The 13,598-nt window shown below is 69.6% G+C and carries 9 protein-coding genes; 8 read left to right on the top strand and 1 reads right to left on the bottom strand.

The genetic code is table 11. The features are described from left to right. Positions 1-335: 335 nt before the first annotated feature. From EAO76_RS17990 to EAO76_RS17980, 3 genes are all read left to right on the top strand, one after another. The gene (locus EAO76_RS17990; RefSeq protein ID WP_148836969.1) at positions 336-1,043 is read left to right on the top strand and encodes a PadR family transcriptional regulator; all 708 of its coding nucleotides are present in this window, start codon (positions 336-338) and stop codon (positions 1,041-1,043) included. Positions 1,044-1,104: 61 nt separating this feature from the next. Further along, on the top strand, positions 1,105-2,187 hold the full coding sequence (locus tag EAO76_RS17985; RefSeq protein WP_148836968.1) for an inositol-3-phosphate synthase: 1,083 nt from the start codon (positions 1,105-1,107) through the stop codon (positions 2,185-2,187). A gap of 124 nt (positions 2,188-2,311) precedes the next feature. Continuing rightward, entirely contained in the window at positions 2,312-3,610 is a 1,299-nt protein-coding gene (locus EAO76_RS17980; RefSeq protein WP_148836967.1) for an MFS transporter, read from the top strand. Positions 3,611-3,803: 193 nt separating this feature from the next. On the opposite strand, the gene EAO76_RS17975 is transcribed toward EAO76_RS17980, so the two are convergent. Then, positions 3,804-5,246, bottom strand: a complete 1,443-nt coding sequence (locus EAO76_RS17975; protein WP_148836966.1) for a CCA tRNA nucleotidyltransferase — start codon at positions 5,244-5,246, stop codon at positions 3,804-3,806. Positions 5,247-5,430: 184 nt separating this feature from the next. Between EAO76_RS17975 and EAO76_RS17970 the strand changes: the two genes are divergently transcribed. The 5 genes from EAO76_RS17970 (at position 5,431) to EAO76_RS17950 (ending at position 13,568) form a co-directional block, all read left to right on the top strand. Next, positions 5,431-7,725 (top strand): DUF6049 family protein, encoded by a 2,295-nt coding sequence (locus EAO76_RS17970; protein WP_148836965.1) that lies wholly within the window; start codon positions 5,431-5,433, stop codon positions 7,723-7,725. A gap of 49 nt (positions 7,726-7,774) precedes the next feature. After that, positions 7,775-9,934: a murein biosynthesis integral membrane protein MurJ gene (murJ, locus tag EAO76_RS17965; protein ID WP_148836964.1), complete on the top strand. Its 2,160-nt coding sequence runs from the start codon at positions 7,775-7,777 to the stop codon at positions 9,932-9,934. Between the two features lie 127 nt (positions 9,935-10,061). Beyond that, a complete protein-coding gene (locus EAO76_RS17960) occupies positions 10,062-11,774 on the top strand; it encodes a protein kinase family protein (RefSeq protein ID WP_148836963.1) in 1,713 nt (570 codons plus the stop codon). Between the two features lie 118 nt (positions 11,775-11,892). After that, complete coding sequence (gene sigM, locus EAO76_RS17955) at positions 11,893-12,624, top strand: RNA polymerase sigma factor SigM (RefSeq protein WP_148836962.1); 732 nt, start codon at positions 11,893-11,895, stop codon at positions 12,622-12,624. After that, on the top strand, positions 12,621-13,568 hold the full coding sequence (locus tag EAO76_RS17950; protein WP_148836961.1) for an anti-sigma factor: 948 nt from the start codon (positions 12,621-12,623) through the stop codon (positions 13,566-13,568). Before sigM ends, EAO76_RS17950 begins: the two co-directional genes overlap by 4 nt. Positions 13,569-13,598: the final 30 nt, after the last annotated feature.

Here is a 13,598-nt window from a genome sequence, read left to right as displayed (position 1 = left end):
GCCCGGTGACGGGCCCGCCCGCAGTGCGTCCGGCTAGTCCGCGAAAACTGACGCGTGGGGGCGTCTCGCGGTTCCCGGTGGTCTGCATGCCGCACAGACTACGCACGGTCAAAACCCACCTAGGGCCGAACTTCACCTCAAACAACGCAAGTCGGTGCCTACGAATTCACGATGTGACGCCGTTCACGATGGCCCCTCTTGTCGCAACGCTGTCACCGATCTATCGTCGTGATGTATCGAGTCGATACATCAGCTCGGTACATCAGCCCGGCACAGGGTTCCGAGGAACCGCTTCGGAGGTTCCCCGGGAGCACTCGGAGAACGAGGAGGCGAAGTTGAGCAGGCGCTCCGGCATCCTCGAATTCGCCGTTCTCGGTCTGCTCCGTGAATCCCCGATGCACGGGTACGAGCTGCGCAAACGCCTCAACACCTCATTGGGGATCTTCCGCGCCTTCAGTTACGGCACCCTCTATCCCTGCCTCAAGACGCTGGTCGCCAACGGCTGGTTGATCGAGGAGCCGGGTACCGCTCCCGCCGACCTCCCGCCCGCCACCGGCCGTGCGCCCGCTCCCGCCTCCTCACTGGCCGGACGCCGCGCGAAGATCGTCTACCGGCTGACGGCGGAAGGTAAGGAGCACTTCGAGGAGCTGCTCTCGCACACCGGTCCCGATTCCTGGGAGGACGAGCACTTCGCGGCCCGTTTCGCCTTCTTCGGCCAGACGGAGCGCGAGGTGCGGATGCGTGTGCTGGAGGGCCGGCGCAGCCGGCTGGAGGAACGCCTGGAGAAGATGCGGGCCTCCTTGGCCCGCACTCGCGAGCGCCTCGACGACTACACGCTTGAGCTGCAGCGACACGGCATGGAATCCGTGGAGCGCGAAGTGCGCTGGCTGAACGAGCTCATCGAGAGCGAGCGGTCGGGACGGGATCAGCGACGGTCCTCGCCCGGGAGCGAAGCTCAGCAGAACACAGCAGGAGAGACGGGCGGCCTGCCCCGGCGCCGGGGTGACTCCCCGCCGGATCCGTCCGACGACACCGCAAAGTGAGGCCCCCGCAGATCCGCGGGGCTTCATAGGGAACATCCAAAACACACAGGGAGCAACCGGAATGGGTTCGGTTCGCGTAGCCATCGTCGGCGTGGGCAACTGCGCCGCCTCGCTGGTCCAGGGCGTCGAGTACTACAAGGACGCCGATCCGGCCGGCAAGGTGCCCGGCCTGATGCACGTCCAGTTCGGCGACTACCACGTGCGTGACGTCGAGTTCGTCGCCGCCTTCGACGTCGACGCGAAGAAGGTCGGCCTCGACCTCGCGGACGCCATCGGTGCCAGCGAGAACAACACCATCAAGCTCTGCGACGTGCCGGCCTCCGGCGTCACCGTCCAGCGCGGCCACACCCACGACGGTCTCGGCAAGTACTACCGCCAGACGATCGAGGAGTCCTCCGAGACCCCGGTCGACATCGTCCAGGTCCTCAAGGACCGCGAGGTCGACGTCCTCATCTGCTACCTGCCGGTCGGCTCCGAGGTCGCTGCGAAGTTCTACGCGCAGTGCGCCATCGACGCCAAGGTCGCGTTCGTCAACGCCCTCCCGGTCTTCATCGCCGGCACCAAGGAGTGGGCGGACAAGTTCACCGAGGCCGGTGTCCCGATCGTCGGTGACGACATCAAGTCGCAGGTCGGCGCCACCATCACGCACCGCGTGATGGCGAAGCTCTTCGAGGACCGGGGCGTCATCCTGGACCGCACGATGCAGCTGAACGTCGGCGGCAACATGGACTTCAAGAACATGCTCGAGCGCGAGCGCCTGGAGTCCAAGAAGATCTCCAAGACGCAGGCCGTCACCTCCCAGATCCGGGACCGCGAGCTCGGCGAGAACAACGTCCACATCGGTCCGTCGGACTACGTCGCCTGGCTGGACGACCGCAAGTGGGCCTACGTGCGTCTGGAGGGTCGCGCCTTCGGTGACGTTCCGCTGAACCTGGAGTACAAGCTCGAGGTGTGGGACTCCCCGAACTCCGCCGGTGTCATCATCGACGCCCTTCGTGCCGCGAAGATCGCCAAGGACCGCGGCATCGGTGGCCCGATCCTCTCCGCGTCCTCGTACTTCATGAAGTCCCCGCCGGTCCAGTACTTCGACGACGAGGCCCGCGAGAACGTCGAGAAGTTCATCCGCGGCGAGGTCTCCAACTGACGCGACCGGACACGGTACGTCGGCGCGAGCCGGTGAGGAGCGGCAACGCTCCCGCCCCTCCACATCGTCGAGGGCCCCCGGGCAATCCGCCCGGGGGCCCTCGACGTATGTGACTCTTGATCGCATGGCCGTCGTCGGTGATCTGCGCGTTCTTCTGCGCCTTCGGAACTTCCGTCGCCTGCTCGCCGTACGACTCCTCTCCCAGTCCGCCGACGGTGTCTACCAGGTGGCGCTGGCGGCACACGTCGTCTTCTCCCCGGAGAAACAGGCCTCGGCCGGTGCCATCGCCTCGGCGATGGCCGTTCTGCTGCTGCCGTACTCGCTCATCGGCCCCTTCGCCGGCGTCCTGCTGGACCGCTGGTCGCGCCGCCAGGTCTTCCTGTACGGGAACCTGCTGCGCGCCGCACTCGCCTGCTGCACCGCGCTCCTGATCCTCGGCTCCGCGCCCGAATGGCTCTTCTACACCTCGGCCCTGTGCGTCACCGCGGTGAACCGCTTCGTACTGGCCGGTCTCTCGGCGGCGCTGCCACGAGTGGTCGACGACGACCGACTGGTGCTGGCCAACTCGCTCTCGCCCACCGCCGGAACGCTCGCCGCCACGGCCGGCGGCGGTCTCGCCTTCGTCGTGCGGCTGCTGGTCTCGGACTCCGACGCCGCGGTGGTGCTGCTGGCCGCGCTGCTCTACCTCTCCTCGGCCCTGGCCTCCCTGACGCTCGGCATCCGGTTGCTCGGACCGGACCGGGAAGAGCGCCGCGCCCGGCTGGGAGCGGCCCTGGCAATCACCGCACGGGGCCTCGTCGACGGTCTGCGTCACCTGGCGGAGCGGAAGCCGGCCGGGCGGGCGCTGGCCGCCATGGCCGTGATCCGCTTCTGCTACGGGGCCCTGACCGTGACGGTGCTGATGCTCTGCCGGTACGCCTGGGCCGGTACCGATTCCGAGGGGCTGGCCCTTCTCGGACTGGCGGTGGGCGCCTCCGGTGCGGGGTTCTTCGCGGCAGCCGTGCTGTCCCCCTGGGCGGTGGGCCGGTTCGGACGGTTCGGCTGGACGGCGGTGTGCGCGGCGACGGCCGCCGCCCTCGTACCCGCGCTGGGCCTGTGGTTCGTCCCCGCCCCGATGCTGGTCGCGGCGTTCGTTCTCGGGCTGGTCACCCAGGGCTCGAAGATCGCGACGGACACGGTGGTGCAGACCTCGGTGGACGACTCCTACCGAGGCCGGGTCTTCTCCCTCTACGACGTGCTCTTCAACGTCGCCTTCGTGGGGGCCGCCGCGGTCGCCGCCGTGACGCTGCCGCCCGACGGACGGTCTCCCGTGGTGGTGATCGGAGTGGCCATCCTCTACGCGGCCGTCGCCGCGGCGATGTTCCGGTGGAGCCGCGCCACCAGTACGGCACTCCGGTCTCCGGGGCGGAAGGAGGCGGGCTGATGTTTCACGTGAAACATCGCCCCCGTCGAACGGAAGTCCATGCCTGACACCCGGCACCTGTGATCCAGGCATGCGGTGCCCGGGCCACAGGTTCAACGGGCCAGGGGCGCGGAACCAAGAGCGCGGTCATGTTTCACGTGAAACATGACCGCACGTCGCCCCCTCGTCACTCCACCCCGGAGACCAGGAGCTCTCAGCCCTGCGCGGCCCACCACTCCTTGAGCTTCCCGACCGCCGCCTCATGCTCCATCGGCCCATGCTCCAGCCGCAGCTCCAGCAGGAACGCGTACGCCTTGCCGATCACCGGCCCGGGGCCGACACCCAGAATCTTCATGATCTCGTTGCCGTCGAGGTCGGGGCGGATGGCATCCAGCTCCTCCTGCTCCTGCAACTGGGCAATGCGCTCCTCAAGACCGTCGTAGGTCCGCGAGAGGGCAGCGGCCTTGCGCTTGTTCCGCGTGGTGCAGTCCGAACGGGTCAGCTTGTGCAGACGTTCCAGCAGGGGGCCGGCATCGCGCACGTACCGCCGGACCGCGGAGTCGGTCCATTCGCCGTCTCCGTAGCCGTGGAAGCGCAGATGGAGCTCCACCAGCTTCGAGACGTCCTTGACCATGTCGTTGGAGTACTTGAGCGCCGTCATCCGCTTCTTGACCATCTTGGCGCCCACCACCTCGTGATGGTGGAACGAGACGCGGCCGTCCTTCTCGAAGCGTCGCGTCCTCGGCTTGCCGATGTCATGGAGGAGAGCTGCCAGGCGCAGAGTCAGGTCCGGGCCGTCCTTCTCCAGGTCGATCGCCTGCTCCAGGACGGTCAGAGAGTGCTCGTAGACGTCCTTGTGACGGTGATGCTCGTCACTCTCCAGACGCAGCGCGGGGAGCTCCGGCAGCACCTGCTGCGCCAGCCCCGTGCCGACGAGCAGCCCGAGCCCCTTGCGGGGGTGGGCGGAGAGCAGGAGCTTGTTGAGCTCCTCCCTGACCCGCTCGGCGGAGACGATCTCGATGCGCCCGGACATCTCCGTCATCGCGGTGACGACATCCGGAGCAACGTCGAAGTCCAGCTGGGCGGCGAAACGAGCGGCGCGCAGCATGCGCAGCGGGTCGTCGGAGAACGATTCCTCGGGCGTTCCCGGGGTGCGCAGGACGCGCTCCGCCAGGTCCTCCAGACCGCCGTGGGGGTCGATGAAGTGCTTCTGCGGGAGCGCGACGGCCATCGCGTTGACCGTGAAGTCGCGGCGGACGAGGTCGGCCTCGATGGAGTCGCCGTAGGACACCTCGGGCTTGCGCGAGGTCCTGTCGTACGCCTCCGACCTGTAGGTGGTGACCTCGATCTGGTAGCCGTCCTTCTGGGCGCCCACCGTGCCGAAGGCGATCCCGACCTCCCACACCGAGTCGGCCCACGGCCGGACGATCTTCAGCACGGCCTCGGGGCGGGCATCGGTCGTGAAGTCCAGGTCGTTCCCGAGCCGGCCGAGAAGTGCGTCCCGGACCGAACCGCCGACCAGCGCCAGGCTGAAGCCGGCGTCCTGGAAACGGCGGGCGAGGTCGTCGGCGACCGGGGAGACCCGCAGCAGTTCGCTGACTGCGCGGTGCTGCACCTGGGTCAGGGCACGGGAGCTGTCTTCATTGGCGTTCGACACAACAGAAAAGGGTACGTGCCCGGACCGGCCCGGTCGTCCTGGTTTCGTCACACCCCGCGGGGCTCTTCCCGATCTTGTAGTGCACTCCCCGGCCACGGGCACCCGCGCACATCGTTACCATGCCTGGACGCAGCAACCGACAACCATCGACACCAGCTGACGACGACGAGGGACGGGTAAGCGCGTGGCCGAGCCGGCAGACATCCAGGGGATCGGTACCTCTCCTGCCCGCCGGTGGTTGCGGCGCACCGCAGCCCTGATGATCGGCGTGCCGCTCGTCGCGGGACTGCTGGCCGGTCCGGCCGCGCCCGCGGCGCGGGCGGGCGAGATCGGCAAGGCCCCCACCGGATCCCGGACGGTCGACGTGTCCCTGGACGGGGTGGCCCCGAGCGCCCCGGTCAAGGGGGACACCCTGACCATCTCCGGCACGGTGACCAACCGGGGCAAGGAAGCGATCACCCGGGCCACGGTCGATCTGCGGGTGGGTTCGAAGCTCCCCAGCAGGACGGCGATCGACGCCGCCGCCAAACGCACCGACTTCGTGCTCGGCAGCGACCCCGCCCCGCTCGGCGGCAAGTACACGGTGAAGTTCGCGAAGCTCCCCTCCGGCATCAGTCAGGACTTCACGCTGTCCGTCCCGGTCGGCAAGCTGGGGCTCGGCGACGACGGCGTCTACCAGCTCGGCGTCTCGCTGTCGGGGCAGACCTCTCGGGTCCCGTACGAACAGGTGCTGGGGATCGAGCGGACCTTCCTGCCCTGGCAGGAGGAGGAGCGCGACTCCAGGACCAAGGTCACCTACCTCTGGCCGCTCATCGCGTCGGCCCATGTCACCGCCGAGACGGACACCGACGACCAGCGGACCCCCGTCTTCGCGGACGACAGCCTGGCCACCGAGCTGGCTCCGGGCGGGCGCCTCGAACAGCTGGTCTCGCTGGGCAGCCGGTTGCCGGTGACCTGGGTGATCGACCCGGACCTGCTGGCCAGCGCCGACGCGATGGCGGGGGACTACCGCGTGAAGTCCGGTGACACCACCGTCGCCGGGAAGAACCAGGCCGTCGCCAAGAAGTGGCTCACCTCCCTCGAAGCCGCCGTGGCGGACGGAAAGGTCGTCGCGCTGCCGTTCGCCGATCCCGACCTGGCGTCCATCGCACACCGCGGCAAGAACGTCTCGGGCACCCTCAGCCACCTCCAGACCGCCACGGAGGCGGCGGCGACGACGGTGCAGACCGTGCTCCACGTGAAACCGTCGACCGACTTCGCCTGGCCCGTCGACGGCGCGATCGACCCGTCGATCGTCGATGTCGCCACCTCGGCCGGCGCCCACAAGGTGATCGCCCGCAGCGACAGCCTCCAGGAGACGGGCAACCTGTCCTACACCCCGACCGCAGCCCGGCCCATCGGTGGCGGCACCACTGCGGTGGTCGCCGACGCCCGGCTCTCCACGGCCTTCCAGGGCGACATGTCGAAGGCGGAGGACTCCACCCTCGCCGTGCAGAAGTTCCTCGCGCTGACCCTCGCACTGGCCGAGCAGGACACCGACACGGAGCGGAGCATCGTCGTCGCACCGCAGCGGATGCCCACGGTCGCCCAGGCGCAGTCGATGGCCCGCGCTCTGCACGGGCTCGACGACGAGCGCTGGACGCAGCCGCTCGGGCTCGTGGAAGCGGCCGGGGCGAAGCCCGACACCAACGCCACGACGAGCGTCCCCGGGGCCTCCAAGTACCCGAAGAAGCTCCGCAGCCAGGAGCTGCCCACCCAGGCCTTCCAGGACATCAAGTCCACCCAGGTCTCGCTGGACAACTTCCAGGTCATCCTCACCCAGACCGAGCGGGTCGTGACCCCCTTCGGCAACGCGCTCAACCGCTCCATGTCGACGTCGTGGCGCGGCCGGCCGCTCGAGGCCCAGCAGTACCGGGACTCGGTCCGCACCTATCTGCAGGGCCTCATCAACGAGGTCCAGCTCATCACGAAGTCCGACGTCACCCTGTCCGGCCGCAGCGCCACCATCCCCGTGACCGTGCAGAACCGGCTGCTGCAGGGCGTGGACCACCTGGTCCTCCGGCTGAAGTCGGAGAACGCCACCCGCCTCAAGCTGAACGACGGCGGAGCCGTGGCGGAACAGCCGATCCGCATCGGCCCCGGCCACAGCCAGTCCGTGAAGTTCGACGCCGCGGCCAACATCAACGGCCAGGTGCGGATGACGGCACAGCTCTACACGGAGGACGGCACACCGTACGGCGAGGAGATGACCTTCACCGTGAAGGTCTCCGAGCTCACCCCGACCGTGCTGCTGGTCATCGCCGGAGGGCTGCTGCTCCTGGTCCTCGCGGGCGTCAGGATGTACACCCAGCGCAAGCGCGTCAACGCGGACGGCCCGGACGACGGTGGCGGCGAACCCGAGCAGCCGAGTGACCCGACGCCGGACACCGGTCCGGAAAGCGGGGAGCCTTCGGCCCCGGGTGAGAAAGTGGAACGTTGAGCGATGTCTGTCGTGGCCGGTCGGCCGGGGACGATGAGGTGGGGTTTCGATGAACGCGCCGTACGACGGTGACCGCGGTCAGGGTGCGGGCGGAGCCGGGCCCTCCGGCGGGCCTCCGGTGCCCCAGGGCCCCGGCCAGGTTCCGCCGACGCCCGACCCGTACCTCCAGGACGCCTACGACCGCGACCCCTACCGCGCCCAGGACCTGACCGTCCAGGACCCGGTGACCGAGGCTCTGTACGACCGCGCCGCGCACCCACCGCCGCCCCCGGGCACCTACCAGCAGCCCCATCCGCTCTACCAGCAGCCGCCCGCGGCGCAGTACCCGCCCGACCCGCGCATCTGGGCACAGACCCCGCCTCCCGAGCCCGACGGCCCGTCGCGGCACCTGCCGTACGGCGACAACGCGGCGACCACTCAGTTCGTCGGGGTGGACGACCTCGTCAGCCAGGCGTCCCGGGACGAGGAGCAGCCCGACGCCTTCGCACACCTCTTCCGGGACCAGGAGGGCCCGTCCGGCGCGGCACCCGCCCCCGCGGCGCCCGAACCGGCTCCGGCGGCCGCTCCGCCGAAGTCCGGCGGCCGGGTCTCCGGGCTGCTGAAGTCCAGCGCCCTGATGGCGGCCGGCACCCTGGTGTCCCGCCTGACGGGGTTCGTCCGCAGCCTCGTGATCACCGCCGCGCTCGGTGCGGCCCTGCTCGGCGACAGCTTCACCATCGCGTACACCCTGCCCACGATGATCTACATCCTCACCGTGGGCGGCGGTCTCAACTCGGTCTTCGTGCCCCAGCTCGTCCGCTCCATGAAGGACGACGAGGACGGTGGCGAGGCCTATGCCAACCGGCTGCTGACCCTCGTGATGGTCGCGCTCGGCGTGATCGTCGCGATTGCGGTCTTCGCCGCCCCATGGCTGATCCACATGATGTCGCCGACGATCGCCCAGGACGCGGCGGCCAACAGCGTCGCCGTGACCTTCGCCCGGTACTGCCTGCCGACCATCTTCTTCATGGGCGTGCACGTCGTGATGGGCCAGATCCTCAACGCCCGCGGCAAGTTCGGCGCGATGATGTGGACCCCGGTCCTCAACAACATCGTCATGATCTTCACGTTCGGCATGTTCATCTGGGTCTACGGCACGTCCGCCGAGTCCCGGATGGGTGTCGAGACGATTCCGGCGGAGGGCGTCCGGCTCCTCGGCATCGGCACACTGCTCGGTCTCGTCGTGCAGGCCCTGGCCATGATCCCGTACCTGCGCGAGGCGGGATTCCGTTTCCGTCCGCGCTTCGACTGGAAGGGACACGGCCTCGGCAAGACGATCAAGCTGGCCAAGTGGACCGTCCTGTTCGTCCTGGCGAACCAGGCGGGCGTGATCGTCGTCACCCAGCTCGCGACCTCGGCGGGCAAGCTGTCCGGCAAGGACGGCGCCGGATTCCTCGGCTACTCCAACGCCCAGCTCATCTGGGGCATGCCGCAGGCGATCATCACCGTGTCCGTCATGGCGGCCCTGCTGCCCCGCATCTCCCGCGCCGCCCACGACAACGACCCGGGTGCCGTCCGGGACGACATCTCGCAGGGTCTGCGGAACTCGGCCGTCGCGATCGTGCCGGTGGCCTTCATGTTCCTCGCCCTCGGCCTGCCGATGTGCACCCTGATGTACTCCTCCGCCGGAACCGAGGCGGCCCGGTCGATGGGTTACATCCTCATGGCCTTCGGCCTCGGCCTGATCCCGTACTCCGTGCAGTACGTGGTGCTGCGCGGCTTCTACGCCTACGAGGACACCCGCACCCCCTTCTACAACACGGTCATCGTCGCCGCGGTCAACGCCGCCGCGTCGGCCCTCTGCTACGTGGTGCTGCCCGCCGAATGGGCCGTGGTCGGCATGGCCGCCTCGTACGGACTCGCCTACGCCGTCGGTGTGGGCATCGCCTGGCGGCGGCTGCGCAACCGTCTGGGCGGGGACCTGGACGGAGCCCACGTCGTGCGCACCTACGCCAGGCTGTGCATGGCCGCCGTCCCGGCGGCGGTGCTCGGCGGAGGCGTGGGCTTCGCCGTGCTCCTGGGCCTGGGCGAAGGTGCCTTCGGCTCGCTCGTCGCGCTGATCTGCGGCGGGGCCGTACTGCTGGGCGTCTTCTTCGTCGCCGCCAAGCGCATGCGGATCGAGGAGATCAACGGCATGGTCGGCATGGTTCGAGGACGTCTCGGACGCTGACGTCCACCGGCCGCACAACCATCCCTGCCCCTTGCGTGTCGTGCATAGCGCCGGAGTGTGGGCACAATTGGCGTGACTGTGCAGAGCTGGCTGGCATCGCGCAACGGATGGGGAGGCAGGAACGACGGTGGCGGAACGTAGCACGGCTGCCGTCGACGTGGCCGACAACAGCGGCGACGAGCCGCTGACCGCCAAGGCGGACGAGGCCACGGCCGACGGGACGGCAGAAGCTCAGGACAAGACGAGCTCGGAACCACAGGGGACGGACGGCGAGCGCATCGGCTCCAGGCCCACCCTGCCGACCCCTGATCTGCACAGCGGCCACAAACTTGCCAGACGCTACCGGCTCGAGGAATGCGTCACCCGTCTGGACGGATTCAGCAGCTGGCGGGCCGTGGACGAGAAACTGCGCCGCGCGGTGGGCGTCCATCTGCTCCCCGCCGACCATCCCCGCGCCCGTTCCGTGCTGGCCGCGGCCCGGTCCTCCGCCCTGCTCGGCGACCCGCGCTTCGTGCAGGTGCTCGACGCGGTGGAGGAGGACGACCTCGTCTACGTCGTCCACGAATGGCTCCCCGACGCCACCGAGCTCACCTCCCTGCTGGCCTCGGGACCGATGGACGCGCACGACGCGTACCAGCTCGTCAGCCAGGTCTCCCAGGCCATGGCCGCCGCACACCGGGAAGGGCTCGCGCATCTGCGGCTCACCCCGGGTGCGGTGCTGCGCAGCTCGACCGGGCAGTACCGGATCCGCGGTCTCGCGGTGAACGCCGCCCTGCGGGGCATCACCTCCGAGGGCCCGCAGCGTGCGGACACCGAGGCGATCGGCGCCCTTCTCTACGCCGCGCTGACCCAGCGCTGGCCGTACGAGAACGACGCGTACGGCCTCACGGGGCTCCCCAAGGGAGTGGGGCTGATCGCCCCCGACCAGGTGCGGGCCGGTGTCCACCGCGGCCTTTCCGAGATCGCCATGCGCGCGCTGGCCAACGACGGCGCCACCGCCTCCCGGCAGGAACAGCCGTGCACCACGCCGGACGAGCTGGCCAAGGCCGTGGCCGCGATGCCCCGCATCCGTCCGCCGGAGCCCGCCTTCACGGCACCGCCCGAGTACCAGCGCACGACCTACCAGCAGGGCTCCTACGGCCGCCCGCCGAGCGGGCCCGTTCCCACGCAGCCCGTGGTCGCCGTGCCGCCGGCCCCGCTCCAGAGCCGCACCGGCAAGGTCCTCAAGTGGGCCGTTTCCGCGCTGCTCATCGTCGCGCTGGGCCTCGGCAGCTGGCAGCTCGCCGAAACGCTCATCGACCGTCTCAAGGGCTCGGAGCCCGAGGAGACCACGCAGACCACTCCAAAGGACGGCGACGACAAGGCACCGGCCCCGCTCAAGCCGCTGCGGATCAACGGCGCGACGGAATTCATGCCCAGCGGCTCGGGCATCAAGCAGGAGGACGTGCCGAAGAGCATCGACGGTGACGCGAGCACCGCCTGGGTCACCCCCCGCTACAAGGGGTACGCGAACTTCGGCAATCTCGCGCCCCGCAGGGACGGCAGCGGCATAGTCGTCGATCTGGGCAGCGTCCAGGACGTCTCCGGCCTCGAGATCGGCATGTACCGCAGCGGACAGAAGATCGAGGTTCTCGCGGCCGGTGCGGATGCCTCCGCCCCGTCGTCGCTCTCGGACTTCCCGCAGCGCCTCACGGAACTCGAAACGGCGGGGAACGAGCTGAAGAAGACCTTGGACAAGCCCGTACGGACCCGCTACGTCCTGATCCATGTCACCGAGCTCCCGGCGGACGGAACGGGCGGCTATCGGGGCGGGATCTCGGAGATCTCCGTACTCAACTGACGAAGAGGCTGGTGGGGCGCCCCACCGGCCTCCCGTACATCCGGTGCCCACGTCGGACGGCGGCCCCATGCCCCCTGCCCCGCCCGCTCGAAATCGTGATAGACAGACGCACCGCGACATGGAGAAAGGGAGGGAGGGGGAGGTGGCCGCCGAGCCGTCAGAACCACTCAGCGACTCAGACCTCCTCGCTCGCCATGTGGCCGGGGACCCCGATGCCTTCGGCGAGATCGTGAGGCGTCACCGCGACCGGCTGTGGGCCGTGGCACTGCGCACCCTGGGCGACCGCGAGGAAGCCGCCGACGCCGTCCAGGACGCCCTCGTCTCCGCGTTCCGGGCCGCACACACCTTCCGCGGCCAGTCCGCCGTCACCACTTGGCTGCACCGCATCACCGTCAACGCCTGCCTCGACCGGGTCCGCAAGGCAGCCACCCGGAAAACGGCGCCCATCGACGACACCGAACGGTTCGAGCAGCTCCTCGAACCGCATGAGTCCGCGGAGGCCCCCGCGGAACGCCGGGACCTCCACCGCGAGCTGCTGGCCGCGCTCGCCACTCTCCCCGCCGAGCAACGGGCCGCGCTCGTCCTCGTGGACATGCAGGGCTACCCCGTGGCCGAGGCGGCACGCATCCTCGACGTACCGGCGGGCACCGTGAAGAGCCGCTGCGCACGGGGGCGGGCCCGACTGGCACCCCTCCTCGTCCACCTCCGCAGCGAGAACGCGGGAACCGACGGACTCGGCACGGAAAGGAACCGGACGGGGCGCTCATCCGTCCCACCGGCATCGGGGCCGAGTAACGCAGGCACGGGCGATCCCGCTGCAGTAGTGAAGGGCGGAGGTGGACACGCATGACATCAACGACCGACACGACCCGGCATCCGGATGTCACGGAGATCTCCGATCTCACGGAGGGGCTGCTCCCGCCGTCGCGTGCGGCAGAGGTCCACCGGCACGTGGAGGGATGCGAGCCCTGCGGCGAGGTCCATGCCGCTCTCCAGGAGATCCGGGAACTGCTCGGCTCCGCGCCCGAGCCCCAGCTCATGCCCGACGACGTCGCGGACCGCATCGACGCCGCGCTTGCCGCCGAAGCCGCTCTCACGGACACCGGGGCACTCGACAACTCCGCACATGTTTCACGTGAAACAGAGCTTCTGCCGATACAGAAGTCCGTCCCGGAGCCCGGGAGTGCCCCGGGCCGCCCGGCAGGCCGTCCCCGCGCGACCACGGGCCCCGGCCGTCGGCCGGTCCGGCGCCGCCGCCGTTTCGCCGTGCTCGGTGCCGCTCTCGGCGCAGCCATGATCGGGATGAGCGTCTTCATCCTTCAGGGGCTCCAGCCGACCCACGATTCCGCGGGCGTCAGCGCCTCGGACCGTCGGTCCGGCTCCACGACGAACAGCGAGGACACCTTCTCCGACTCCTCGCTCGAAGGCCGGGTACGCACCCTCCTGGACGGCGGCACGAAGCCGTCGGGCCCGGACGGTCTCCACGCCGAGAAGCAGGCCCCGTCCGTCGGAGCCCAGTCGACCCCCACGGGCGAGTCGACCGCACCGTCCCAGGCGCCGTTGCGAGCACCTACCGTGTCCGTGCCGACCTGTGTGCAGCAGGGCATCGGACGCGAGACCCCGGCCCTCGCCGCGGAATCCGGGACCTACAAAGGCACGAACGCCTTCCTCGTCGTCCTTCCGCACCCTTCCGACACCGGCCGTGTGCAGGCGTACGTCGTCGATGCCACCTGCGTCCAGAACTCCACGGGCAAGGGCGAGCTCCTGCTGACCCGCACCTACACGCGCCCCTGAGAAACGCTCCCGGCGCCGCTCCGACACGTC

It is taken from the genome of Streptomyces sp. sk2.1 (assembly GCF_008120935.1).
GTDB lineage: Bacteria > Actinomycetota > Actinomycetes > Streptomycetales > Streptomycetaceae > Streptomyces.
This window is presented reverse-complemented; position numbering and strand designations above follow the sequence as displayed.